Origin of the sequence: Lentilactobacillus rapi DSM 19907 = JCM 15042, from assembly GCF_001436255.1 — a bacterium.
Classification (GTDB): domain Bacteria; phylum Bacillota; class Bacilli; order Lactobacillales; family Lactobacillaceae; genus Lentilactobacillus; species Lentilactobacillus rapi.
Genome location: NZ_AZEI01000076.1, coordinates 149171 through 174831 on the forward strand (window position 1 = coordinate 149171; position 25661 = coordinate 174831).

Consider the following 25661-nt stretch of genomic DNA (forward strand, 5'->3'; position numbering starts at 1 on the left):
CGGCTTTGAGTAAAATTGAGAGTTTAACCCTCGAGGATGTCATGGGGGAGCGGTTTAGCCGTTATTCCCGTTCAATCATTCAAGAACGGGCACTACCAGACATTCGCGATGGCTTAAAACCCGTTCAACGACGAATCTTATACGCAATGAATAAGGATGGTAACACCTTCGACAAGGCATTTCGTAAGTCTGCCAAGTCGGTCGGAAACGTGATGGGTAATTTTCATCCTCATGGTGACAGTTCGATTTATGAAGCACTTGTTCGAATGAGTCAGGATTGGAAAGTTCGAGAACCACTCATTCAAATGCATGGCAATAATGGATCGATGGATGGTGATCCGCCTGCAGCCATGCGATACACTGAAGCACGGTTAAGTAAAATATCGAGTGAAATGCTTCGGGATATTGACAAAGATACGGTCGATTGGGTATTGAACTTTGACGATACTGAATATGAACCAACTGTGTTACCGTCAAGATTTCCAAACTTATTGGTGAACGGTTCTACTGGAATCTCAGCTGGTTATGCAACGGATATTCCCCCGCATAATTTAGGTGAAGTGATCGATGCCATTTTGTATCTTCAAAAGCATCCAGATGCAACATTGGATGATCTGATGCAGTTTGTGAAGGGACCCGATTTCCCAACGGGCGCAATTGTCCAAGGAATTGACGGCATTAAGAAAGCCTACGAAACTGGCCACGGAAAAATCATGGTTCGTTCGCGAACATCAATCGAGCCATTAAAGGGTAATAAATCGCAGATTGTAATCACTGAAATCCCTTATGAAGTCAATAAAGCCCAGTTGGTCAAACGGATGGACGAAATTCGCCTCAATAAGAAGATCGAAGGAATTGCGGAAGTTCGCGATCAAAGTGATCGCAATGGTTTAAGCATTGTGGTTGAGTTGAAACGCGATGTTGATTCAACCGGAATCCTGAATTATCTGTTTAAAAATACGGATCTACAGGTTTCATACAATTTCAACATGGTTGCCATCGATCACATGAGGCCGGAACGACTGTCTCTCAAGCGGATTCTGACATCATATTTAGAATTTCAGCAACAGGTCATTGAAAAACGGACGACCTTTAATCTCAAGAAGGCTCAGGAACGTCAACACATTGTTCTCGGTTTAATTAAGGCCCTTTCAATCTTGGATAAAGTCATTAAAACGATCCGAGCAAGTAAAAATCGAAAAGATGCTCGGGATAATTTAGTGAAGGAATACGATTTTTCCGAAAAACAAGCTGACGCAATTGTGGCATTACAACTTTATCGGTTGACTAATACCGATGTTACCCAGCTTGAAAATGAATCCAAACAGCTTTCCGAACAAATCGCTGAATTTGAAAAAATTCTCAATAATCCAACCGAACTCAATCGGGTTCTATCAAAAGAATTACGTCAACTGGCTAAAACCTATCGAAATCCCCGCAGGACAGAGATTCAAAGCCAAGTTTCCAATATTAAGATTAATACGGACGTCCTGATCCCTGATGAGGACGTGGTTGTCATGGTCAGTCATGATGGGTATATCAAACGAAGCAGTATTCGTTCATATAAAGCCTCGACAAGTGAAAGTGGCCTCAAAGACGAAGATTATCCGATCTTCATGGAACAGCTCAATGCTCGGGATCACTTGTTCATGTTCACCAGTAAGGGTAATTTGATCTATCGACCCGTTTATGAAATTGCTGACGTTAAGTGGAAAGATACTGGCGAACATATTTCACAAACGATCGGTTTAGACAATGATGAAGAAATTATTGGGACCTTTGCCTTCAATTCGTTAAAGGAACCCGGTAACTTCTTGATTACAACCGACGAAGGCCACATTAAGCAAACTGCATTTGCGGACTTGAAGCCTGGGCGAACCTACAAAAAGCATGCTTATATGTACGAGAAGTTAAAGAATGCCGATTCGCGAGTTGTTTCTGTAGATTATCTTTCAGATCCAGAGGAAGCTGGGCAGTTATTATTGATTTCCAAGAACGGCCTGGCACTCAGATACACGCTTCCGGAAGTACCGGTTAACGGTTCAAGGACAACCGGGGTTAAATCGATGGACCTTCGTGGTGATGATAAGGTGATTAACCTTCAATTGGTTAATGAAGACAGTATTGTGGCCATTGTGACTCAGCGAGGTGCCTTCAAGAAGTTGGCTGTGAAAGAAATTCCTGTGACTTCACGGGCTCGTAAAGGGGTAATGATTCTCCGCGAACTCAAGAGCAATTCACATCGGGTAATCGACTTTGAAACGATCGCCGATGAACATTCACCATTGGAAATTTTGACCGATCGCAAACGGGTTCATGACATTTTGCCAAGCGAATTCTCAATCGGCGGCCGTTATTCGAACGGTTCGTTTGTGGTGGATGTCGAAACTGAAGGGGTTCCAACAAAAATTCGGCAAAAACCATCAGAAATTTCTATCAATTAATTAAATTTATCTCATGTTAGGTTATATTGATTGAAAGTATTTTCAATTCGAATTATTATTAATGGTAACCGTTAAGTATTAATTATCTAATGGTCAGTATTGGCCTATTAAGGAGAGACTGAATGAAAACCACTCAGGAAAATATTTTTTCATCAAAAACTTTAACGTACTTCCTCCAACTAACCGATACCATGAACTATACTCAAGCAGCTCAGATCTTGGGAATTACCCAACCTGCATTAACACAACAAATTAAAAAGCTTGAGCGGACTGTTGGAACACCATTATTTTACTCGGTGGGTAAAAAATTGCGGCTAACTGATGCCGGCTATATCATGCTTAAAACAACCCATCAGATTTATGACCTGTTGAACGATGCAACCGACGAAATTCAACAAGCAACCAGTTCAACAACTGGTCAAATTAACTTAGGGATCTTAGCTTCCATTGAAACCAAAGTCTTTGAGGATTTTGCGCTCGACTTATACAAAGAGAATCCCGATCTTGAAGTTAACTTCCATATGTTGACTCGCAAGGAAATTTGGGAAAGTTTGGAAAACAACCGAATCGATTTGGCCATCATGTATTTGCCTGATGAATCGATTAAGAACTGGAAACCATACAGTTCGAAGAAGATTATTTCAGATGATTTATTGTTTATTCATCACAATCCAAAATTTGCCGATAAGAAAAAGATTCGCTTAAAGTATTCAGGTGACCGTCCGTGGGTGATGTATCCTGAAGACTATTATTTGAACCAGACGTTGCGGGAAACCTTCAAGAACCAAATGGTTGATTTTCCACAAACGGCCGCAAGATATACGATGCCGGAACAAATTTTGAAATTTGCGATTAATACTCACACCAATACAGCATTGCCGAAGTCATTCTTACTCAACCTTGATTTAAACAAGATGACTGACGATGATATCTGGGTTACTGAGTTTGATCCAAAGATCCGATTTGATTTAAAATTTGTTTACCGAAAAAATAAGAATGAAATTCCTCGAATTGGTCGATTCTTAACTAAATTTGATGAATATCTCGCCAAGAAAGATTATTTATCTCGCCTGGCAAAATAAATAAAATTATTTTAAAGGAGATCATATTAATGAGTAAAGAATTAGTTTTTGGTCACCAAAGTCCTGATACTGACGCGATTGTTGCTGCTAAAGCATATTCTTATTTGCAAAACCAGTTAGGCTACGATACGGAAGCCGTTGCCCTCGGCGAACCGAATGCCGAAACTGTCTTTGTATTGAATTACTTCGACGAGCCAACACCACGCATCATCAAAACCGCTAAAAATGAAGTTGATTCTGTTATGTTGGTTGATCATAATGAGTTCCAACAAAGTGTGAGTGATATCAAAGATTTGACCATCACGCACGTTGTTGATCACCATCGAATTTCCAACTTCCAAACGGATCAACCATTGTATTATCGGGCAGAACCAGTTGGCTGTTGCAGCACGATCATTACCAAAATGTTTGATGAAAACAAGATTGACATCCCGGTTCAATTAGCTGGTTTGATGTTATCAGCGATTATTTCTGATACCTTGTTGCTGAAGTCACCAACCACGACGGATGAAGATCGAATTGTCGTGAAGACATTGGCTAAGATCGCTGATATCGATTATGAAAAGTATGGGATTGAAATGCTTAAAGCAGGGACAAACGTTGCTGCCAAGAGTGACCAAGAATTAATTGATTCTGATGCTAAGTCATTCACAATGGGTGGCAAGAGCGTTCGAATTGATCAAATTAACGTTGTTGAATTTAGTGACATCGACAAACGTCAAGAAGACATCAAAAAGGCGATGAAGGCAGAGGCTGCCGACAAGGGTTATGATTTATTCCTCGTTCTGGTCACCAACGTCTTGAATAGTGACTCAAGAATGATCGTCATTGGTGATCCCGTTGATGCTGTTGAGAAGGCCTTTAATAGCAAGCTCAGCAAGGATGCAACTTTATCATTGCCAGGGGTTGTTTCGCGTAAGAAGCAGGTTGTCCCACCATTAAATGATGCTTTAAACTAATTTAACCTGAATAGCCGGACCCGATGCATGGGCTGCGGCTATTTTTGTTTACTTTGTCTGAAAATACTTCTATACTAAACGTTAGGTTGTGCACAATTTATATACCGGAAGTCGGTATTCTCACTATTTTAATGGAGGACTCTAATGGATAAAAATGAGCTCAAAAACCACTTAACCCCTGAACAATATGCCGTGACACAAGAAAAGGGAACTGAAGCCCCATTTTCGGGTCAATATGACGATTTCTACCAGGATGGCATCTACGTTGACGTTGTCAGCGGAGAACCTTTATTTTCATCCACTGATAAGTATGATGCGGGCTGTGGTTGGCCATCCTTCACAAAACCAATTGATGAGTCGACTGTGAAGCGCCATTTGGATACGTCGCACGGCATGATTCGCGAAGAAGTTACCAGTAAGGATGCCAATTCTCATCTTGGGCACGTCTTTCCTGACGGGCCCAAAGAAACCGGCGGACAACGTTTTTGCATTAATTCTGCTGCATTAAAGTTTATTCCGGTTGAAAAACTTACTGAATCAGGATATGGTAAATATACGACATTATTTAAATGAGGTGAAATCCATGGAAGATACAGCGATTTTTGCTGGTGGTTGCTTCTGGTGTATGGTAAAATCATTTGATACCATGCCCGGAATCGACAAGGTCATTTCAGGTTATACAGGTGGACATGTGCCCAACCCAACTTATGAGCAGGTCAGCAGTCATACCACCGGCCATACTGAGGCAGTTAAGATCATTTTTGATCCCGAAAAGATTAGTTACAAACAATTAGTTGATATTTATTGGCACCAGACTGATCCAACAGATGCAATGGGTCAGTTTCAAGATCGGGGTGACAATTATCGCCCAGTGATTTTTGTTAAAGATGACGAACAGCGACAGATCGCTGAAGCATCTAAAAAAGCATTGGCAGAAAGTAATCAATTTGATGACCCAATCGTGACCCAAATAGAAGATGCAAAACCATTTTATCCTGCAGAAGAAGAACACCAACAGTTTTACAAAAAGAATCCGTTACGCTTCCAAATGGAAGAAATGGGCGGACGAGAGAAGTTTATTAAACAGAATTGGCAAAAATAAAGGTTTGAGGCAGCTAACCACCACACTTGACGTGATTGGTTAGCCGTTTTTTACATAAATCTCGAAGATTCAATGAACAATCAAGCATCATCTGAAAGGCGGTATTGTCCATGATTACCTGGTCCCAAAAACGAATTCAAGCATTCCAAAAGACTTTACTTGATTGGTATGATCATCACAAACGAGATCTTCCTTGGCGCAAAGATCATGATCCTTATCATATCTGGATATCAGAAATCATGCTTCAACAAACTCAGGTTCAGACGGTCATTCCTTATTATTTAAAATTCATGAAGCAATTTCCAACTGTCCAGTCACTGGCAACCGCCGATGAAGCAAAGTTAATGAAAGCTTGGGAAGGCTTAGGGTATTACAGTCGTGCCAGGAATTTGCAAAGAGCGGCCCGCCAGCTGGTGGATGATTATCAGGGGAAGTGGCCAACAACTGTTGGTGGGCTTCAAGAATTGAGTGGCATCGGCCCATATACCGCTGGCGCAATTGCTAGTATTGCATTTAACCGACCGGTTGCCGCTGTTGATGGGAATGCATTTCGCGTTTTTGCCCGGCTGTTAGAAATTGACGATGATGTTGCAAAACCGCAAACTCGGAAAGTCTTTGAAAAGATCATTAACCAAATTATTTCAAAAGATCGGCCTGGCGACTTTAATCAGGCAATCATGGACTTAGGCGCAAGTTACATGACTGCAACAAACTATGATACAAGTCAGTCACCGGTCAGAGCATTCAATCAAGCGTACATAGATGGGATTGAATCCCAATATCCTGTCAAGACAAAGAAAAAAAGACCAATCCCAGTCGATTACTTTGGATTGGTGATTCATTCCACAAAGGGTTACTTATTTGAACAACGACCAGCCAAAGGAATCCTAGCTGGCTTCTGGATGTTTCCACTAATTGACCAACAGGAATTAATAAATGATCAACCGACTTCAAAGCAGGTCTTAATCCAACGATTGCAGGACAAACTTGCGGCAGATTACCAACTTCAGGTCAGTTTATCAGAAATTGATCATCAGCCGGTCAGTCACACATTTACCCATCAAAAGTGGCAGATCACATTGCTATCAGGAGAGTTACCAGCAGATTCCGACCTGAGTTTTTTCCCTGGCAAATGGATTCCAGCTGCTGATTTTGAAGCGATGACTTTTTCCAAAGTGCAATCAAAAATGTGGTTGAAGTACGAAAAATCAGTTAAAACCCTATAGAAACGCTCGAGCATCACCTGTTAGTGATCCCGATGCAATTCATCAAGGGCAGCTTTTTGCTTGGTATCAATAATGTGAGTATAAAGCCCAGTTGCCTTTGTTGAAGTTTGGCCCAGTTGAGTTGCAACCAAGTGCTCATTGTTTGTTTCAAGGTAAAGCTTGGATGCTAACGTATGTCTTAATTTGTGGGGAGTGATTCTCACATGGTTAAATGCCTGTGAGTACTTTGCGACTAATAACTCGACCGTGGCTGTGGAAATCCGACGCGGATAGTGCTCCCCCTTTGTAAGAAAGAGGGCAGGGGTGGCCTTTGTTGCGAGGTAACGATTAGTGCGAATCGATAAATATGGCTCAATATAAGGTAACACCCAGTCTGCAATTGGCACGGCATCTCGTTTGCCGCCTTTACGAATAACTGAAATAATTGCTTTCTTTAAGTTTAAATCACTCAGATTTGAATTCGTTAATTCTGACACTCGAATGCCGGTTCCCAGCATTAAAGCATTGATCGCCACATCACGTTCACGGTCGCGTTCATACATCTTCAGCAGTCGTTTGCCGCGGAGTTGTTTGGGATAGCGATTTTGAATGAAATCCAGATAATCAACATCCGTGTGGCCAAGCATCAACTTGTCTTTAATATTATGGGCACGAGTCTGGTAGGTTTCACTATCTGGTACTAAAGCAATCTTTTTCATGACATTTCTATAAAAATAAGGCTCACCATTCTCATTTTCAGATTCCTCTGTTAAGTAGCGAAAAAGGGCACTCAGCGCATTTAGAGAGCGGTTAATTGTCTGATGAGAAAGTGTTCCCTGAGGTTTGTTAGCACTTTGTTTGCCACGATTCAGCAAAAATGCCTTATAAAGCTCCATATCTTGTTTTGAAAGATGTTCCAACTCAGTAAGGGAAATGTTATTAATGGCAGAAGCGTTCGTAATATTCGTATCAATCATCCAAGTAAAAAATCGCTTAAATTCATTGAGATATTGGTAGAGGGTAGCTGGTGACAGTGGAACGGTGGACTTTTCAAGATAGTAATCCTGAACGTAAGATGGCATTAGTTGACTGAGTTGTTCGTTATTGGAAATATAATTTTCTTTTTTCATGTAAAATCACCTTAAAATAAGCATTAATCAATTCGAAATATGGTTAAAAATTAAGAGGTACCTACTTTTGTTGAGATAGATAACTTAATAAAATATTGGTTTTATTAAGTTATATTTTACCATATAATTGTTCTCAGATCCTTAAAAACAAGAGGAAATTAGTAACAGTCCAGGATAATTCTCTGACGCAATTCGGTGTGAAATAAGCGTATTTTCCGTTAAGCTGTTTTAAAATGGCTTAGCTCAGAAAACCATCAAGCGAGGCGTATTTACACAACTCCTTAGAAAGATCATATTAACTGTTTTGCGGAATGGATCAGAATTTGTAAGTGATTAAGTAATACAGAAGTCTTAATTTTAAGTAACAGGATATCGCAAAAAACAGCACTATGAATCTTCAAAATAACTTTGCGAATCTCGAGCCATACTAGTGAAGAATGACAACACTAAGCTCTCAAGGCTGTTAAACTGTATTTTACCAAATATCGTGTTAAGGAAACGTGTTGAGCGTCATGCTTTAACAATGAAGACAGATAATTGATCAACTAGTTTTTGTGAACTTTGCTGAGTCTGCAGCTGACTTTCTGTAAGTCTTAACAATTGAGAATGTGACGTTTAACCAGTTTAATGGAAAGACAGATATGATCAAATAACTGCTAAGTAGAAATGAATGATTTGGCCTGTATCGGCCATATTTTTTAAATTTAACTACTTCGTATAATATATATTATGTAAAGTAGAAAATGTAAAAAGCCAATCAAAAGGCTCACCTATTGTCTGACTGGCTTCACTTTTTGGAATTAAACTAACTCAATTCATCTTTAAACAAATTAAACGTATCAATCAACTGTTTGGTCTCTTTTACGTCATGAACCCGAATGACCCGACCGCCAAGTTGTATCATAAAGGATTCAAACAGCAACGTCGGAATTAAGCGATCAGATAATTCCAAGTCGAATAATCGCTTTGCAAAACTCTTTCTGGAAATGGCAATCATCACTGGCGTGTTAAAACTTGCAAACCGTTTTGTCGCTTTCATTTTGATGGTATCAAATTCTAATGTATTGTGATTAGAGAAACCAACACCAGGATCAATCACAATTTCCGACTTCCTCAGACCAACTTCTTGAAGTCGCTTGATAGAATCTTGGAAAAAATCTGTCATTGTTTTGACTAAGGTGTCCGGTTGCTCGTCGAAGTTTCGGCCATTGAACATGATGACAACTGATGGATGATATTGCTGAACCAATTGGAGCTTTTTATTGGAATTAAAACCATCAATGTCATTAATGATCTGAATACCAGATTTTAATCCACGTTCGATTACTTCATTTGTATTTGAATCTAGTGCCAACACAATCTTAGGAAATTTTCGCTGAATGGCCGTCAAATAAGGTTCGATTCTCCCCCATTCTTCATCTGCACTAATATCATCAAAGTGTGGTTTGGAAGATTTGCCACCAAGTTCAAAAATCGAAGCGCCATACCCGATCTCTGTTTCGATTCGATCCAATACCTTACCAACACTTGAATTTACCCCACCATCATAAAAGGAATCCGGGGTTAAATTCAAAATGGAATAAATGATTGGCGATTTTGTCAGATTGAAGTCAAAGTTACTGCCTGTAAAGTGATGATCAACTTGTTTTGTCATGGATGTTATCCTCCAAACTTTTGATGTAAGTTCTGATTGGGTTTAACAAATAAAAGGAACCGACGACTAAATCTAATGAGCCACTTTGGATTTTAGCAGCATTAATGGCATCAATTGGATCTTTAATCACTGGGTATTTGATGTGCGTTGTGTTATAAAACGTTTGCTGTAATTGCTCGCCTGATAATTTTCTAGAATCATTGGCTGGTTCAGAGATAATGAAAGTGGCATGTTTGATCCTTGACAATTGATCGACTGAATCCTGATAATCTTTATCTTTTAAAAAACCAACAACGATGACTTTTTTTAAGCTTTCAAAATTTGTATTGACACTGTCGACGAATGATTTAATGCCGTCTAAATTATGTGCCCCGTCAACAATTATCATTGGTGACTCATTGATCGTTTCAAAACGACCTGGAATGTTTATTTGGCTCAAGGAGCGTTCCAATATTTCGTCAATCGTTAATGGTGTTTTGGCCGATTGATAGAAATTAATCAACCAGGTTAAAACTGTTCGAAGGTTTTCGAGTTGGTAATCAGCTATTAAGCCAAATTTAAATGTCCCAGCAAATTCTGTCGTTTGATAATTGATGATGAGTTGACTATTCAATTTTTGATATTTGACATGGACAAAGCGACCAACATCAATCACTTTAGCACCCTTGGACCTGGCTTCTTCGCGAATGATCCGGTTAACAGTATCAGAATGTTGCGGCGCAATAATGGTTGTATTGCCAGGTCGAATGATCTTCGACTTGGTTGTGGTAATTTCTTCAATCGTGCTACCCAAAATGCCAACGTGATCCAAACCAATTTCTGTAAAAATTGAATATTGAGTTGTGGTGACGGCGTTAGTTGCATCTAATTCACCACCTAGGCCGCATTCAAGGACCACATAATCAACTGACTGGTTAGAAAAATACAGCATCGCAATGAGGAACAATGCTTCAAAATCAGACAATTCATCATCTGCAAACTGCGGTGTAGCCATCATATTTTTCACTAAACCAGTTAATCCAGCCAATTGGGATTGGCTAATTGAATGACCGTTAATTTGGATGCTATTTGTTTGATCACCAATGAAAGGACTAGTGAATAACCCCACCTTTTGGTCCATGGTTTCCAAACAAGCGGCAATCATCATGGAGGTTGACCCTTTGCCATTGGTCCCACAAACGTGGATGATTGAAAAATCCTGATCCGGATTTCCAAGTTTCGTTAGGATTCGCTTCAGAAGCGCAATCCGATCACCTTGATCGTATAAAAAAGAAGCAAATTTTGTGTCTGCCATTTTAGTTCGCCTCAATTGAGCTCAAAAATTCGTTTTGCAGTGGTACGTTACCATCAAAATCACCATCAAACCGGACTGTTCTTGTTGTTGAACCAGATTTCTTAACGCCTCGCATTTCAACACACATGTGGCGGGCATCAATCACGACTGCGACTCCTTTAGGTGACAAAATTTGATTCAGTTGATCAACAATATCATCCGTTACTTGTTCTTGCAATGTTAACTTGTGTGATACAAAATCAACTAGTCTGGGGATTTTACTCAGTCCAATAATGGTTCCGTTATTTGGAATGTAAGCCACATTAACGGTTCCAAAAAATGGCATCAGGTGATGCTCACACATTGAATAAAATGGAATGTGGTTCATGATCACCATTTTAGACTTGCCAGATTCTTCAGAATGGAACAATTTATAATCTGAAAAATCTTTCAATCCGACTGAAGAAAAGATTTCGCTATACATACGACTCACCCGATTAGGTGTTTCAACGAGCCCATCACGTTGTGGATCGTCTCCAATCGCTGCCAGAATATCGGTAATTGCTTTTTCAATGGTATCTTGACTATTATCAGTATCTGGAACTTTGGTTAATCGTTGCTCTTGGGAATCAAGCTTTGAAATAGCTGTATTGATTTGTTCGTAGTACGGGAATGTCCGTTGGATTAACTGCTTAACTGGAACAAGCACAAATTTTCGGTTAAACGTTTCTGGGTGAGGAATCTGTAAATCGTCACTATTGATCACTTGGTTTCCATAAAAGATAATATCAATATCTAACGTCCGGGGGCCCCAATGAACTTTTCGTGTTCGCCGAAGACTCTTTTCGATGGCGTGAATCACATTTAATAATGATTCTGGATCAAGATTAGTGGTGATTTTCACTGCCGTATTAATAAACGATCGCTGAGAAACATTACCAACCGGTGACGTTTCATAGAAGCTTGCGACATCGTCAATGATAATTTGGGAATTATTGCCAAGCATTTGAATCGCGCTATTAATATAACGTTGCCGATTACCAATATTGCTCCCCAGACTTAAGTAAACTTCTTCCATCATTCATCCTCCATTTCAATTTCGACACTGTCTAGGACACCATCAATCGGCAGCCCAAGTTTTCTGATTCTAACAGTTGTTTTCCCGATTCGGGGATCCAATGCCTTAATTTGGGTGATGATCATCTGAGCCAGAGTTTCGATTAGTTTAACGTGATGATTAGTGACAATGGTTTGCACCTTTTGATAAAAGTCGCCGTAAGAAACAGTCGTTGACAAATCATCATGCTTGGGATCCGCCTCAATTTGGGTAATTAAATCAATCTGAAGTGATTGCCCCACCACCTGTTCCTCTGGTAAAACACCAATATGTGCATGAAACGCCATATTATTTAACTTAATTGTGTACATAATTCGACTCCTTTTTGACAAATATCATAGGACAAAAAGACGGCCCACAAGTACAACGTTAAACGTGTACTGCGTGTCGTCACAGTGATCAATTTAAGAGGCGATTTTTAATCATCTCAAATGATTTTGAATTCATAATGAAGTATAAAATTGCGATTTCAATTGGAGTGATAATAACTTCCTTCAATGTTCTCATTGGTAGCAACCCGAAGAAAGGCGTTTTGTATAGAACCGTTAGCCAAAATGTATTCAAAACCGCATTCACAAGGACAGCAATAATCAGTTGAGACACAATAACGCGTTTCCAAGTGATTTCCTTGTTATAGAAGAAGAAACCATAAATGGCCGCTCCCAAAATAGCAGAAACCGTGAAACCCGGAAAGTATGGACTGCCAGAAATAAGCGTCCCAATAATATCACCCAATGCAGCAGTCGTCGAAGACCACAGTGGTCCATATAAGTAACTGGTGATTGCAACTACGATAAAGCCAAAGCTCAGTCTCATAAATTGGGTTCCAACCGTAAATCGACCCAGTATCAGTGCAAGTGCCATTAAGACACCTAACACGACAACATCTAATGTTCTGAGCTTCCTAAAACCTAGTGATAATGACTTCATAATGCTGACATCTCCTCTAAAGGAGCTCACCACTATTTAGAATGTCTAAATAAGCTGGTGAATGCGGAAACAACACCGCAGTTAAAGAACAAGTCGAAGCTCTTTAGCTTTCGTTCGAAGTTCACATTCCGTTCCTTCGACACTTAACGCATTGAATCCTACCCCAATATTTAATTATGTAACTATTAAAGCTTATCATATTCAAATAAAAAAGCAATCACTTAGCCGGATTTTACCGAACATTTAGTGATTGTTTCAAATGATTGTTTCGTTTTTATAATTGATCCTGATCGAAATCACGAAGCCATGCAAGTGCCAGTGCTTTATCTCCCAGATGGGTTCCGATGGTGGGTCCAAAATAACTTTGTTCAATTTTCATATCCGGATAAAGTTCGTGAATTTTGTTTGCCCATTCATTTCCGGCTTTAGGATCATTCCCATTGATTACAAGAGCACGCAACGGATAAGTCGTCCGCTGTTGCGCCTGTGCAAATAACTCTTCAACCCTCTTGAGCGCTTTTTTTCGCGATCGAATTTTTTCGAAGGCGACAATTTCATTGCTCTTATCGTCAAACGTGAGTAATGGCTTAATTTTCAGGATTCCCCCAATAAATGCGGATGCATTAGATAAGCGTCCACCACGGACAAGGTTCTGAAGATCATCAACCACAAACAATTCGTCGATTGTTGACCTTAAATCATCCAAATAATGGATAATCTGTTCAGGAGTCCTGCCCAGAGTAGCCATTTTACTAGCTTGAATCGCAAGATACCCCATCAGCTTGACAGTAATCTTAGAATCATATGGAATCACCCTAATATTATCGATCGATGGCGCCACTTGTTCCAACGAATTATAAAAACCCGATATTGTGCTGGCTAAATGAATACTAATAACAGTATCATAGCCTTCATCCGCTAATTTCTCATAAAGTTCAATCATTTCACCAACTGGTGGTTGAGAGGTACTTGGAAAGGAGTGAGACGTTTTCAATTTTTCATAGAAGGCCTCAGTGGTGATGTCGTCGCCCTCCTTGTACTCCTTACCATCAATAATGACTGGAATTGGAACCACTGTTATATGGTATTTTTGTTGTTCTGCTTCAGTAAGGTACGCAGTACTATCAGTTACAATAGCAATCTTCATTCAATCCACCTGCTCATAATTATATTCTGCCAAGACTTTGTTCCAACCGATTGATCAAAATCTTCAGTAGATTCTTCTCTTCATCGGTCCAGTGACTAAAAATTCGATCTGTAAGAGCATTGAGCTTGGTTTTGACGTATGTACTTGATTCGATCCCTTTATGGGTAACATTATATATCAATTGACGTTTATCCTTACCCACAGCTGTCTTTTCTAACATGTCTTTTTCAACGAGGCGCTTTAACTGGCGGGACAAGGTTGAAATGTCCAGTTGGGTCGTTGCCGACAAAGCTTCTTGAGTAGTATGGCCATCAATGACCTGATCTAGTAACTTCCATTCCGAAATTGTGAGCCCCGTTGCTTTGGTGATCGCAAATAATTGTGCTTTATGGTTTTTGGCAGCAGAATTAAGTGCTGGAAGAATATCCTTCATGATGACAATACCTCCGAAAAAATAGTATACGCTAAATAATTATGACTTACAAATGAACAACAGGTTTCGCATCAAGGCGTGAAGTGCGCTATACTAATAGATGCTACCTATATGAAAGTGAGTGATAAGATGTCATTTGATGGTTCTTTTACCCATTCCATGAGAAACGAATTAGCTTCAATTTTGAAGACTGGAAGGGTAAGCAAAATAAATCAACCCTATCCAAATGAATTAATATTAACAATCCGTGCCCAAAGTAAAAATCAACAATTATTGCTGTCTGCTAACCCGACCTATGCACGGGTTCAATTAACTAAAATTCCCTATTCAAATCCAAGTGTTCCAAGTAATTTTACGATGATCATGAGAAAACACCTGAGTGGTGCAATTTTGACCGATGTTCAGCAATTAGACAACGATCGGGTCCTCAAATTTCTGTTCACCTCAAGAAATGAACTCGGGGATCAAACCGAACTGTGTTTAAATGTCGAAATTATGGCCAGACACAGTAACATTATTTTAGTTGATCAAAAAACCAGCAAGGTCATCGATGCCATTAAGCATGTTGGTTCAGATGTCAACCGCTATCGGATTTTGCTACCAGGAGCAACTTACATTAATCCACCAAAGCAAGACGTACAAAATCCATTTACAAAGACAAGCTTTACTGATATTGATCAATTAATTGAAGAATTTCCAAATGTTCAGGTTCTCGCAGATAATGTTCGCAAAATGATTCAGGGATTGGGTAAAGACACGTCCTTGGCACTAGCAAGTTATTTGCACAAATCTGATCAAACGGAAACTAATTTCAAGAACTTTTTTAGTCAATTTGATGAGCCAAAGCCGACGTTGAGCAATATTGCTAATAACAAACTTAATTTTACCGCATTTCCGTATCCAGATACAGCAAAAAATACTTTTTATTCGACGCTTAGCGAATTACTAGATGCCTATTACGCAGAAAAAGCGCAACGGGATCGAGTTCGTGAGCAAGGAGCCGTTTTAATTCAAGTCGTTAAAAAACAGCTCAAGAAAAATCGAACGAAGCTCAAGCGACTGACTCGGGACATGGCCGAAACTGAGAATGCAGATGCGTTCAAAATTAAAGGTGAAATCTTAACGACGTATCTCAACAAAATCCAACGGGGAATGCAAACAATTGAGCTTCCCAACTATTATGACAATAACGCTATGATCTCAATTAGCCTTTCAAACCAATTGTCTCCTTCAGAAAATGCCCAGCGTTATTTTAAAAAGTATCAAAAATTAAAGAACGCTGTTAAATATTTGAACGAACAGATGAAGTTAACGCAACAAGAAATTGATTACTTTGAAAATATTCAGTCTCAGATTGAATTGGCTAAACCAGAAGACTTAATAGATATTCGCTACGAATTAGAACAGGGCCACTATCTTCGGGATCATGAGCAACATGGTAAAAAGAAAAAAGCTAAGCGCCAAAAGATTAACAAACCAGAGGAATTTGTTTCAACTGATGGTACCGAAATTCTCGTCGGGAAAAATAATCTCCAAAACGAACGTTTGACCATGCATACTGCTGATAAACGGGAGACATGGCTTCATACGAAGAATATTCCCGGCTCTCATGTGATTGTGCGAAGTTTTAATCCATCCGAACAAACCTTGACCGAGGCAGCCAATTTGGCAGCATATTTCTCAAAAGCTCGTAACTCAGCTAAGGTCCCTGTAGATTATACAAAGGTTAAGCATATTAGAAAGCCGAATGGCGCAAAACCCGGCTTCGTTATTTATGATAGTCAGCAAACGCTATTCATTGATCCTTCAGAAGACATCGTTAATAAACTTAGAAAATAGTTCATGATAAAATAGTGGCTAAACCAGGCAAGTAGAAGTCTGGTTTAGCCACTATTTGTTATATACAATTTATTGACTATTCAAAGTTTTTAAATGATAAAGATGCGCCAACTTCCTGTTTCGTGGTTCCCTCTTGGCGATTAGACTGGAGCTCTTTAAATGGGAACTTGGCAGTCATAATTGAATAACGCTTATGCTCAGCTGGTCGTAACTGTTCCCGCAAAGATTCCATATCAAGCAATCCAAGATACTTTCTAACTAATACATTAATCCAGTTAACCCCTGTCGTCTTAGTCAAAAAGGCTGTTTCAGTGATTCGAACGGGCCGAATCCCTGTGCATGTGTACTCAGATCCTGATTGATCAAATAATACTTGTACGAGACCTTGCCATTCAGTGGGATCCACCGAACTAATCGCCTGCTTAATCAATGGCTGTTCATCAGTTTCCCAATGACTCATGGGTTCTTGATAATCGTTAATATGATGGAGATCCAGCCGATTGTTATGGTTGAAAAACGAAAGCGTCGTAACAGGAATGATTTCGTCGTCCTGAATAAACAAATCAACTGCCGCTGTGGCTTCTTGTTCCTTGTATACGGCAACTTTTTGATCTGGCGGTAAAACGACCACATTCAAGCCAGTGAATTGTTTTAACTGTTTTGAAAGATAATGCCGATTCCCTGGTAGGAAAACTACATCAGGCTGATCAACATTAATAATATTCAAAATATTTCCCAATTGGATCGGCTCAATGTATTGCTTATCACTTAACTGAGGTGTAAGTGAAACTGCATTGGGATTGGTATTCATAATGATTGTTTTGTAGCCGGCTTTTTTAAGCGATGTAAGGATTTGAGTCGTGTAATAATCAGCTGCAGAATTGGGTCCTAACTGATTGCCACCTCTTCCAATTACTAAGGCTGTTTTGCCGGAAAATGGTTGACTTTCATTTTCAAGTTCATAGCTGCTGTAAAAAATATTGGTTGCTTCTATGAATTCCCCAGCACTTGGTTCGATTTCTTTATAAGTCACTGGTTGCTTGGTATTTCGATTCATTCGAGTGATTTCAGAAATGTTTACATTCCATAGCTCGGCTAGCATGCCATCACCAAAACCGTATTTGTGACCAACCTGAACCGAATGCGGCGACATTGGGTTATTAATCACATAGTCCTGGGCCCGTAACAATTGATTGAGCTTATAGAAATAAAAACGATCAATTCGGGTCAGTTCAGATAACTCGTCAACTGAGAAGCCTCTTCTTAGTGCTTCCATTAAGATCAATATTCTGCTGGCCAACGGGTGAATTAATTGATTGATCACATCATCGTCATCAACTTTAGACACACTCGGAAGAATATCCCTCGGTGAAAATTGGGAGCTATGCATGGACTTGATAATTGCTTCTTCAACGGTTCTGCCAATCCCGATTGTCGACCCTACCGATTTCATCAGGGTATTGAGATGTTGATCAACGTCATTGATATCCCGAAATGGCCAGAGTGGAATTCTAACCAATACGTGATCCATCGTTGGTTCCATGAATGGAAGATATTTGCTATATTTCGTTGGCAGTTTAATCTCTGTGAAAGTATAGCCTAATTCCAAAAAGCTTGAAACGTAAGTCAATGGATAACCGGTTGCCTTAGCTGCCAACAAAGTATTTCGAGTAAAAAAAGGGCTAACTTTGGTAACAAAATAATTTGAATCGGTTCTACTCTGGGCAAATTGGACATGACAAGTTCCCGTCACATTAAGCGCGTCCATAATTCGAAAAGTAGCCGTTCGCAGTGCCTGATATTCTTCGTTAATTAATGTCTGGGTTGGGGCAAAAATGATTGAATCACCAGAATGAATTCCAATTGGATCCATGTCTTCCAAACCAGTAATCAACATTTTGTTCCCGTTGGTATCCCGGACACCAACCATTTCAATTTCTTTATAGCCAACAATACTTTGTTCAATCGAACAGCGTTTAATATAAGTTCGTTTAAAGCTCACGTCTAGGGCATCTTCTAGTTCATCGGTATTGTTACAAATGAACCGGCTGGTATCATGGCTAGCTGAAATTGGCTTTACAATAACCGGGAAACCGACTTCGCGGACAAAATCCATTGCTTCACTATCGTCAGCGACAATTTTGGAAGCAATCACTTTCTCACTGATTTCGGTCAGCAAATCTCGTAATTTCTGATTATCGATGACTTTGCGCAAATCTGCTGGCTTAATGCCAAGCAATGTCACGTTATTGGCGCTTAACACGCCACTTTCTGACAACTGCCAGGCAATTTGCATTGCATTTAAACCACCCGTCGTGGCCATAATTGCATCCGGCTGTTCCTTCTCAATAATGTTCACAACATTTTTGAAATTGACCTGCTGAACATAAACGTTGGCAGGCTGAATCTCTTCACTAGTAACCGAGAACGGGTTATCATCGACATAAATAATTTGAGCACCCGTTTTTCGCAGGGCAATTAATCGCTCAAAAGCGGCCGCGTCGAGCTCATTTTCGTGACCAATACTTGTTGGGCCACCACCTAGTAATAGGACTTTATTAATATCTATTGCCATTGTCGACCCTTCTTCTTTCCATTATTTCCGTGAAGTCATCAAACAAGCCAACACTATCTTTAGGTCCCGGTGCCCCATCAGGTGAAAATTGAACTGAAAAGGCCGGAAAATCACGGTGACGAAGCCCCTGAACCGTACCATTAACTAAATCAATGTGGGTAATAAATAATTTCGCGTGATCAATTGACTTGGGATCAACCGCATATCCTTGTTCCTGACCGGAATAAAAGATTTCATTTGTGATAATTTCACGAATTGGATGGTTGGCCCCGTGATGCTCAACTCTAAGTTGGTAAACACTGGCATCGTTTGCCAAAGCGAATAATTCATGACCCAACCCAATAGCAAATAACGGCGCTTGGCTTTGAACTTCTTCAATCATCTTTAGGACTGACTGGGGCAAATTCGATGGTGCCCCAGGGCCAGTTGATAAAACAATCCCATCTGGATCTAAATCAAGGATCATTTCACTGGATGCATTCCAAGGCACAACCGTTACGTTACAATTTCGACGGGATAATTCACGCAAAATTCCACTTTTGAGGCCGAAATCAACGACAACAACGTTATCCCCCTCATCAGGATTGGGATAAGGTTTCGGTGTTGCAACTTGGGCGACTTGTTGATTCGTTAAAACAGTGGCATGCAGCTGATCGAATGCATGATCATCCGCCACGTCAACAATGCTGGCTTTCATATTACCGTATTTCTGGAGTCGGTGACGAATTTCACGGGTATCTACATCATAAATACCGGGAATCTTATGCTGTTTCAAATAACGATCCAACGAAATTCGTTTAAAGTGGTCAGTTGCCAGATTCTCATATTCACGAACAATCACGCCTTTAGCAGACGGCAAAATGGACTCGTACGCATTTTGGTCGAGTCCGGTATTACCAATTGATGATTGGGTAAAAACAATTATTTGGTTGTGGTAAATTTGGTTGGAGATGATTTCCTGGTAGCCATTCATTGTTGAATTGGCAACCAGTTCTCCAGTTGTTGTCGCTAATGAACCGAATGCCTTACCAGGGTACGCAGATCCATCTTCTAATATCAAATATCTTTGCGTCATGCTGACTCCCCATTACTAAGTATCATTTGATGAGTTCAACAGCATCTTTATCATCAATTTCCGATACGTATACTTTGATTTGCTCTTTTTGTGAACTTGGAATATTTTTACCCACAAAGTCGGCGCGAATTGGCAATTCACGATGACCGCGGTCGACTAAAACTGCGAGATTAATACTCTTAGGCCTGCCAAGGTCCATAACGGCCGAAAGAGCGGCGCGAACGGTTCTGCCTGTATATAAAACATCATCGACTAGAATCACCCGTTTGCCCTCAATTGAAAAATCAATCTTATTATTGGACATTTTGACGTCGATACTCATTGAATCGTGTTCAATATCGTCCCGATAATTCGTGATATCGAGTTCACCCACTGGGATGGTGACATTTTCTAATTGTTGCAGCCGGTCGGCAATCCGATTGGCGAGAAAAATCCCCCGCGTTTTGATCCCAATGAGGACGAGGTCTTCAACACCCTTGTTTTTTTCAACGATTTCATATGTGATCCGGGTTAAAGCACGTTGCATCGCCATTTTGTCTAAAATAATTTTTCCCATCATCAAGTGCTCCTTAAATTAGTGTAAGGTTTTATAAACCGAAAAAGCATGTTAGTTTCAGAATATGAGAGCTGAGCCAACTTGTCAAGAATTCAACGCATTATTCAGCCGTAAATGAGCCAAAGTTTTCTCAAAAATCGGTGGAATCGGGGCTGAAAAAACCATTAACTTGTGCGTCACCGGGTGCTCAAATCCCAATTCCTGAGCATGTAAGAACTGACCATTCCCCTTGAGGGTCTTTCGGGGGCCATAAAGTGGGTCGCCGGCAATTGGATGGCCAATATATTTCATATGGACTCTAATCTGGTGAGTTCGACCAGTCTCAAGTTGACAACTGATTAATGTGTAATCTTGAAAACGCTCGAGCACCTTAAAATGGGTAATCGCAGGTCGCCCATCAGCAACAACTGCCTGTTTCTTACGATCTTTAACAGAGCGGCCAATTGGAGCATTGACAACCCCAGAATTTTCATTAATCCGACCGTGAACTAACGCAATGTACTTTCTCAAATTTTTTTGTTTCTTTAATTGTTCCGATAACGCTTGATGAGCTGCATCGTTTTTGGCGACCATTAACAAACCTGAGGTGTCCTTATCAATTCGGTGAACGATTCCGGGACGAAACTCCCCGTTAATCGTTGATAATGGACTATGAAACAGTAATGCATTGACTAGGGTGTGGTTTGAATGACCCGCTGATGGATGGACGACCATTCCTTGGGGTTTATTGACGACAATGACATCATCATCTTCGTAAATGATATCCAAGGGAATGTTTTCTGGTTCCAAGCTGATTGGTGTTGGTTCAATATCTTCAATGTCAATTTGGTCACCCACTTCTGCATGGTATTTAGGCTTCTTAAGTTGCCCATTGACCTTGATGTGACCATCTTCAATTAATTTTTTTGCCCGAGAGCGACTAATTGTGGTATCAATCTCTGAAACCACTTTATCAAGTCGCCCGGTATGTTCGGTTAATACAACTGTTTTCAACTTATTATCAATCCCCAATTATTGTTCCCGCAAAATCGCAATTCCTAAAATAATGATTCCAAACGTCAAGAACATATCTGCACAGTTGAAGATCGGAAAATTAATAAAATCCAGTTGAAACATATCAACAACGTGACCATTTAAAATTCTATCGATGACATTACCGGCAGTCCCCGCAAATAAGAGGCTTAAGCCAATGCGATAAGGCACATTTTTCCAATAATGAACCAAGAAGTAGCCGATGATCACCACAGCTAATAATGCAATGATGATAAACACTTCCTGGTGGCCCGCCAAAATGCTCCAAGCAGCACCGGTATTATTAATCCGGGTTAATGAAATAACACCAGGAATGAGCGTAAACGACTGCCCTAATGCCAAGCTCATTACAACCCAGTGCTTAACAAATTGGTCAACCCCAACTAGCAAAGCAATTCCGATAATATATACGACAGGCAATTTAAAAACTCCTTTAGAACAGTCCAGTAATTCGACCGTTTTCATCAATATCCATGTCAAGGGCAGCTGGATGGCTTGGTAACCCTGGCATTGTTAATATTTTACCAGTAATTGCCACAATAAAGCCAGCCCCTAATTTTAACTGTAAATCTGAAACGTGAATTGTGAAGTTTGTGGGGGCACCCAGCTGTTTGGCATTGTCAGTTAACGAATATTGAGTTTTGGCCATGCAGACAGGCAGGTCACCATAACCCATTTTTTCAATCCGTTTAAGGGTATTTCGGGCTTTAGTTGATAGCTCAACATCAGCGCCGCCATACACATGGGTCACAATGGCTTTCATTTTATCCAGGAGAGAGTCGTCACTCGTATACAAGGGCTTAAATTCCGCCGGTTGATCACAAGCTGTAATCACTTGTTTGGCCAAATCGATAGCGCCTTTACCACCTTCTGCCCAGCTGTTGATGACTTCGCCCTTAACTTTCAATGTATCAGTCACGTAACGCTTTAAGAAATCAATTTCAGCGTCGCTATCACTCGCAAATTTGTTAATCGCTACGATAACTGGTTTGCCGTATTGTTCCATATTCTCTACGTGACGTTTGAGATTAACGGCCCCTGCCTTTAATGCAGCTAAGTTTTCTTCGTTTAGGTCATTTTTGTTCGCACCGCCATTAAGCTTAAGCGCCCGAACGGTTGCAACTACGACAAAGCAGTCTGGTGACTTTTTGAGTTTTGGCGAAACAATATCCATAAACTTTTCGCCGCCAAGATCTGAGCCAAATCCAGCTTCCGTAATTGCATAATCCCCAAAATGTAAAGCCGCCTGAGTGGCCAAAATGCTGTTACAGCCATGGGCAATATTGGCAAATGGGCCACCATGGATAAATGCTGGGGTATGCTCAATTGTCTGAACTAAGTTAGGTTTAATAGCATCTTTCAATAATAATGTCAATGCGCCCTGAACATGCAAATCGGAAACTAAGACTGGCTTACGGTCATATGTATATCCAATTAACATTTTTCCGATCCGCTTTTTAAGATCAGTTAAATCAGTTGCCAAACATAAAATTGCCATCAATTCACTGGCAACTGTAATGTCAAAGCCATCTTGCCGTGGAACCCCGGAAGTTCGACCACCCAAACCGATGACCACTTGACGGAGTTCACGATCGTTAACGTCTAAAACCCGTTTCCAAGTGATTTGGCGAGGATCAATATTTAATTGATTCCCGTGCTGAATATGATTATCAATTAAGGCAGCCAAAGTGTTGTGGGCCTCGGTTAGGGCATCAAAATCCCCCGTAAAATGCAGATTAATGTCATCCATTGGGACAACCTGCGCATAGCCACCCCCGGTTGCACCGCCTTTCATGCCCATAACTGGGCCTAACGAAGGTTCTCTTAATGCAAGCGCGACCTTTTTATGTAATTCTGTAAAGGCATCTCCAAGCCCAATTGTTACCGTTGTTTTTCCTTCTCCGGCAGCAGTTGGGTTAATTGAGGTGACTAAAATTAATTTACCATCATTTCGTTCTGTTTTAGGATCGAAATGAACTTTTGCTTTATAATGACCATATTGTTCCAGCTGATCTTCAGTAATACCAAGTTTACCAGCAATTTTGGTGATTGGTTCCATGGATGACTCTTGAGAAATTTCAACATCGCTCTTCATGATGATAACGGCCTCCTAAGCTATTTCACAGGAAAATACACAACATTGTGGACGTCTACCGATGGGTAATTAATTCTTTTATTTCAATAACAGAGTTTGCGGGTAAAATAAAACTATAAATCTTTGTCTTGGCAACGAACCCTAGTTGATACTTTGAAGTTTGGACATGTGAGATTTTATCCAAATCGATCACCAACCAATGCGGATTCGTAATCCGGCTCACAACCAATTGGTGATCATAAATCTGGATACTCCGAAAATGAATTTCTGCCCAGGCAGTAAATGCAAATAAGACAAAGAAAAATAGCGTTATCCACTGAAAATGAGTGATTTCCAGCCAGATAATGACCCCAATAAAGAAAATGACAAACGTCCAGCTCCAACAAATAATGCTTCCGAGTGGACTTGGTTGGTAAAAGAAGTGTCGTTTTTGAGTTATCATTAATAAAACTCCTTAGAAAGTGTTAGTCATTAATAATGTATAAAATATATAGTGATGCAGCAGTCAACCAGAATAACCAGCATGCCGCCATTGGGATTTTAATCCTCCACGATGGCCAGCAAATCCAGTTCAAACAACGGATTGCCTCTACAAATAATCACGAGGCAGAATTTATTGCGGCAATTAAGGCTTTTGAAAAACTGGCTACTTTAAATCAAGACCCAAATGAATTCGTTTTTTACTACACTGATAGCAAGATCGTCATTGACAGCCTCAACAAAAGTTATGCCAAACATTTTCAAGCAGAGGTTGATCACCTGATCGATCTCCAGTCAAAATTTACAACCGTTGTTAACACATGGATTCCGGATAGTCAAAATCACGGGGCGCACTTTCTGGCACTACAAGCTTTACATGCAATTAAAGATTAGCCAGGTAATCACTCACCGGTTTAGTATAGCAGCTAAGGTCTTGGTCCAATTCACCCAAAACAGATTTGGCCAACAGATAACCGATGATCGGGCCAGTCGTTAGTCCTGACGACCCCAAACCACCACCGACTGAAATCGCCGGATTGGTGGGCAATTGACCGAAGAATGGGCCAAAATCAGGGGTGTAAGCTCGAGTTCCAACCCGCATGTCGACTACCTGCTCTTTGGCCAGATTACTGATAAAGGCCCCAGCATTTGCCAAGAGTTCGTCACGAGCGGTTTTTGTTGGTGTCAAATCAAACTGTTGATCATCCTCATGAGTTGCGCCAATCACTAATTTCCCACCGGCGAAGGGAATAATGTCACTGCTTCCTTCTGGCATCATCACCGGCAGCGTATCCCAGGATTCCTTGGTATGGACGGAGATATCAATCAGCTGACCCTTTTGAGGCCGAACGGCTAGGTTTAATCCCAGCGGCGCCAACGTCGCTTTCATCCAAGCACCGGTTGCGACAATCGTCCGATCAAAGCTGACTTGCTGGGAATCACAAGTGATCAGACCGCTTGAATTGAATTTCGCTCGACCATGTACGATTTTGAGGTGATGTGCCTGAGCATTGTCTAAGAGCTGATTGACAAATTGTGCGCCATCAATCTTTGCCCCACCGCTCACAAAGACGCCTGCGGGTGGGGTCGTTAAGAATGGCAGCTTTTCACCTACTTGGGTCGCCGAAAACAACTGGACTTCTCCCATTGCAGGAGTGGTGGCTGCTTTTTCTTTCGCCTCAGTGTACAGAGCTTTCAGATCCTCAGAAGACTTTCTGGTCACGATTGTTCCCGTTTGTTCATAAACTTCTGATCCGAGTTGGGCACCATGGACAAGTTCAGGGATCAATTCAGCCCCACGTTTTGCCAAAGCATACCAACGCTTATTACGCCGTTTGGACAACCATGGTGAAATGATTCCTGAAGCCGCTTTGGTTGCCTGACCCTCACCATCATCAAATAACGTCACTTCAACAGAGTCAGTTTCTGTTGGCCTCGTTAAATAAAATGCCGCAGTCGCGCCAATGATCCCGCCACCGATTATCGCTATATGTTTCAAAAACAAATCACTTCTTCCAACCGAGTCGTTCTTAT

At 40.5% G+C, this 25661-nt stretch carries 24 protein-coding genes and 1 riboswitch; of the genes, 8 read left to right on the forward strand and 16 right to left on the reverse strand.

All coding sequences use genetic code 11. The features are described from left to right. Window positions 1-5: 5 nt before the first annotated feature. The 6 genes from parC to mutY all read left to right on the forward strand — a co-directional run bounded on the left by parC (window position 6) and on the right by mutY (window position 6813). Window positions 6-2444 (forward strand): DNA topoisomerase IV subunit A, encoded by a 2439-nt coding sequence (gene parC / locus FD12_RS08890; RefSeq protein ID WP_056982724.1) that lies wholly within the window; start codon window positions 6-8, stop codon window positions 2442-2444. A gap of 122 nt (window positions 2445-2566) precedes the next feature. Then, complete coding sequence (locus FD12_RS08895; protein ID WP_056982726.1) at window positions 2567-3526, forward strand: LysR family transcriptional regulator; 960 nt, start codon at window positions 2567-2569, stop codon at window positions 3524-3526. Between the two features lie 29 nt (window positions 3527-3555). Next, entirely contained in the window at window positions 3556-4485 is a 930-nt protein-coding gene (locus FD12_RS08900; RefSeq protein ID WP_056982728.1) for a manganese-dependent inorganic pyrophosphatase, read from the forward strand. A gap of 144 nt (window positions 4486-4629) precedes the next feature. Next, window positions 4630-5058, forward strand: coding sequence for a peptide-methionine (R)-S-oxide reductase MsrB (msrB, locus tag FD12_RS08905; RefSeq protein ID WP_054746648.1), 429 nt, complete (start codon window positions 4630-4632; stop codon window positions 5056-5058). Between the two features lie 10 nt (window positions 5059-5068). Then, entirely contained in the window at window positions 5069-5587 is a 519-nt protein-coding gene (gene msrA / locus FD12_RS08910; protein WP_056982730.1) for a peptide-methionine (S)-S-oxide reductase MsrA, read from the forward strand. 110 nt (window positions 5588-5697) lie between these two features. Beyond that, window positions 5698-6813, forward strand: a complete 1116-nt coding sequence (gene mutY / locus FD12_RS08915; protein ID WP_056982732.1) for an A/G-specific adenine glycosylase — start codon at window positions 5698-5700, stop codon at window positions 6811-6813. 20 nt (window positions 6814-6833) lie between these two features. On the opposite strand, the gene xerS is transcribed toward mutY, so the two are convergent. The 8 genes from xerS to FD12_RS08955 form a co-directional block, all read right to left on the reverse strand. Continuing rightward, window positions 6834-7922: a tyrosine recombinase XerS gene (gene xerS, locus FD12_RS08920; protein ID WP_056982734.1), complete on the reverse strand. Its 1089-nt coding sequence runs from the start codon at window positions 7920-7922 to the stop codon at window positions 6834-6836. A gap of 805 nt (window positions 7923-8727) precedes the next feature. Further along, on the reverse strand, window positions 8728-9576 hold the full coding sequence (gene folP / locus FD12_RS08925; protein WP_054746647.1) for a dihydropteroate synthase: 849 nt from the start codon (window positions 9574-9576) through the stop codon (window positions 8728-8730). After that, a complete protein-coding gene (locus FD12_RS08930; RefSeq protein WP_056982736.1) occupies window positions 9560-10870 on the reverse strand; it encodes a bifunctional folylpolyglutamate synthase/dihydrofolate synthase in 1311 nt (436 codons plus the stop codon). Before FD12_RS08930 ends, folP begins: the two co-directional genes overlap by 17 nt. Window position 10871: 1 nt before the next feature. Then, the gene (gene folE, locus FD12_RS08935; RefSeq protein WP_056982738.1) at window positions 10872-11930 is read right to left on the reverse strand and encodes a GTP cyclohydrolase I FolE; all 1059 of its coding nucleotides are present in this window, start codon (window positions 11928-11930) and stop codon (window positions 10872-10874) included. Continuing rightward, window positions 11927-12277: a dihydroneopterin aldolase gene (folB, locus tag FD12_RS08940; RefSeq protein ID WP_054746646.1), complete on the reverse strand. Its 351-nt coding sequence runs from the start codon at window positions 12275-12277 to the stop codon at window positions 11927-11929. The genes folE and folB overlap by 4 nt, the downstream gene beginning before the upstream one ends. An 88-nt stretch (window positions 12278-12365) precedes the next feature. Then, window positions 12366-12896, reverse strand: a complete 531-nt coding sequence (locus FD12_RS08945; protein WP_054746645.1) for a folate family ECF transporter S component — start codon at window positions 12894-12896, stop codon at window positions 12366-12368. A 53-nt stretch (window positions 12897-12949) separates the two neighbouring features. After that, window positions 12950-13064, reverse strand: a riboswitch (THF riboswitch). 106 nt (window positions 13065-13170) lie between these two features. After that, on the reverse strand, window positions 13171-14043 hold the full coding sequence (locus FD12_RS08950) for a DegV family protein (protein WP_054746644.1): 873 nt from the start codon (window positions 14041-14043) through the stop codon (window positions 13171-13173). Between the two features lie 19 nt (window positions 14044-14062). Continuing rightward, window positions 14063-14476, reverse strand: a complete 414-nt coding sequence (locus FD12_RS08955; protein ID WP_054746643.1) for a MarR family winged helix-turn-helix transcriptional regulator — start codon at window positions 14474-14476, stop codon at window positions 14063-14065. Window positions 14477-14605: 129 nt separating this feature from the next. Between FD12_RS08955 and FD12_RS08960 the strand changes: the two genes are divergently transcribed. Continuing rightward, on the forward strand, window positions 14606-16315 hold the full coding sequence (locus FD12_RS08960) for an NFACT RNA binding domain-containing protein (RefSeq protein ID WP_056983115.1): 1710 nt from the start codon (window positions 14606-14608) through the stop codon (window positions 16313-16315). Between the two features lie 76 nt (window positions 16316-16391). Here the strand turns inward: FD12_RS08960 and FD12_RS08965 are convergent, their stop codons facing one another. The 7 genes from FD12_RS08965 to FD12_RS08995 form a co-directional block, all read right to left on the reverse strand. Beyond that, window positions 16392-18890, reverse strand: a complete 2499-nt coding sequence (locus FD12_RS08965; RefSeq protein WP_056982740.1) for a carbamoyl phosphate synthase preATP-grasp domain-containing protein — start codon at window positions 18888-18890, stop codon at window positions 16392-16394. Further along, window positions 18874-19965, reverse strand: a complete 1092-nt coding sequence (locus tag FD12_RS08970; RefSeq protein WP_054746642.1) for a carbamoyl phosphate synthase small subunit — start codon at window positions 19963-19965, stop codon at window positions 18874-18876. Before FD12_RS08970 ends, FD12_RS08965 begins: the two co-directional genes overlap by 17 nt. A 22-nt stretch (window positions 19966-19987) precedes the next feature. After that, entirely contained in the window at window positions 19988-20521 is a 534-nt protein-coding gene (gene pyrR / locus FD12_RS08975; RefSeq protein WP_054746641.1) for a bifunctional pyr operon transcriptional regulator/uracil phosphoribosyltransferase PyrR, read from the reverse strand. Between the two features lie 84 nt (window positions 20522-20605). Then, window positions 20606-21514, reverse strand: a complete 909-nt coding sequence (locus FD12_RS08980) for an RluA family pseudouridine synthase (protein WP_056983117.1) — start codon at window positions 21512-21514, stop codon at window positions 20606-20608. 18 nt (window positions 21515-21532) lie between these two features. Then, window positions 21533-21973 (reverse strand): signal peptidase II, encoded by a 441-nt coding sequence (lspA, locus tag FD12_RS08985; protein ID WP_054746640.1) that lies wholly within the window; start codon window positions 21971-21973, stop codon window positions 21533-21535. A 13-nt stretch (window positions 21974-21986) separates the two neighbouring features. Further along, window positions 21987-23648, reverse strand: a complete 1662-nt coding sequence (locus FD12_RS08990) for a formate--tetrahydrofolate ligase (protein WP_056982742.1) — start codon at window positions 23646-23648, stop codon at window positions 21987-21989. Between the two features lie 55 nt (window positions 23649-23703). Beyond that, on the reverse strand, window positions 23704-24090 hold the full coding sequence (locus FD12_RS08995; protein WP_054746639.1) for an EbsA family protein: 387 nt from the start codon (window positions 24088-24090) through the stop codon (window positions 23704-23706). 35 nt (window positions 24091-24125) lie between these two features. Here FD12_RS08995 and FD12_RS09000 point away from each other — a divergent pair, with 35 nt between their 5' ends. Further along, complete coding sequence (locus tag FD12_RS09000) at window positions 24126-24521, forward strand: ribonuclease HI family protein (RefSeq protein ID WP_056982744.1); 396 nt, start codon at window positions 24126-24128, stop codon at window positions 24519-24521. Here FD12_RS09000 and FD12_RS09005 read toward each other — a convergent pair. Further along, window positions 24511-25626: an NAD(P)/FAD-dependent oxidoreductase gene (locus FD12_RS09005; protein ID WP_054746721.1), complete on the reverse strand. Its 1116-nt coding sequence runs from the start codon at window positions 25624-25626 to the stop codon at window positions 24511-24513. The genes FD12_RS09000 and FD12_RS09005 overlap by 11 nt on opposite strands. Between the last annotated feature and the right edge of the window lie 35 nt (window positions 25627-25661).

Bases quoted from the DNA above. Each gene is read 5' to 3' on its own strand.
- msrB (WP_054746648.1), top strand. From the start codon at position 4,630: ATGGATAAAAATGAGCTCAAAAACCACTTAACCCCTGAACAATATGCC.
- FD12_RS08900 (WP_056982728.1), top strand. From the start codon at position 3,556: ATGAGTAAAGAATTAGTTTTTGGTCACCAAAGTCCTGATACTGACGCG.
- FD12_RS08950 (WP_054746644.1), bottom strand. From the start codon at position 14,043: ATGAAGATTGCTATTGTAACTGATAGTACTGCGTACCTTACTGAAGCA.
- FD12_RS08955 (WP_054746643.1), bottom strand. From the start codon at position 14,476: ATGAAGGATATTCTTCCAGCACTTAATTCTGCTGCCAAAAACCATAAA.
- xerS (WP_056982734.1), bottom strand. From the start codon at position 7,922: ATGAAAAAAGAAAATTATATTTCCAATAACGAACAACTCAGTCAACTA.
- pyrR (WP_054746641.1), bottom strand. From the start codon at position 20,521: ATGGGAAAAATTATTTTAGACAAAATGGCGATGCAACGTGCTTTAACC.
- FD12_RS09000 (WP_056982744.1), top strand. From the start codon at position 24,126: ATGTATAAAATATATAGTGATGCAGCAGTCAACCAGAATAACCAGCAT.
- msrA (WP_056982730.1), top strand. From the start codon at position 5,069: ATGGAAGATACAGCGATTTTTGCTGGTGGTTGCTTCTGGTGTATGGTA.
- folB (WP_054746646.1), bottom strand. From the start codon at position 12,277: ATGTACACAATTAAGTTAAATAATATGGCGTTTCATGCACATATTGGT.
- FD12_RS08970 (WP_054746642.1), bottom strand. From the start codon at position 19,965: ATGACGCAAAGATATTTGATATTAGAAGATGGATCTGCGTACCCTGGT.
- FD12_RS08945 (WP_054746645.1), bottom strand. From the start codon at position 12,896: ATGAAGTCATTATCACTAGGTTTTAGGAAGCTCAGAACATTAGATGTT.
- FD12_RS08960 (WP_056983115.1), top strand. From the start codon at position 14,606: ATGTCATTTGATGGTTCTTTTACCCATTCCATGAGAAACGAATTAGCT.
- FD12_RS08965 (WP_056982740.1), bottom strand. From the start codon at position 18,890: ATGGCAATAGATATTAATAAAGTCCTATTACTAGGTGGTGGCCCAACA.
- folE (WP_056982738.1), bottom strand. From the start codon at position 11,930: ATGATGGAAGAAGTTTACTTAAGTCTGGGGAGCAATATTGGTAATCGG.
- FD12_RS08930 (WP_056982736.1), bottom strand. From the start codon at position 10,870: ATGGCAGACACAAAATTTGCTTCTTTTTTATACGATCAAGGTGATCGG.
- folP (WP_054746647.1), bottom strand. From the start codon at position 9,576: ATGACAAAACAAGTTGATCATCACTTTACAGGCAGTAACTTTGACTTC.
- FD12_RS08990 (WP_056982742.1), bottom strand. From the start codon at position 23,648: ATGAAGAGCGATGTTGAAATTTCTCAAGAGTCATCCATGGAACCAATC.
- FD12_RS08995 (WP_054746639.1), bottom strand. From the start codon at position 24,090: ATGATAACTCAAAAACGACACTTCTTTTACCAACCAAGTCCACTCGGA.
- mutY (WP_056982732.1), top strand. From the start codon at position 5,698: ATGATTACCTGGTCCCAAAAACGAATTCAAGCATTCCAAAAGACTTTA.
- FD12_RS08895 (WP_056982726.1), top strand. From the start codon at position 2,567: ATGAAAACCACTCAGGAAAATATTTTTTCATCAAAAACTTTAACGTAC.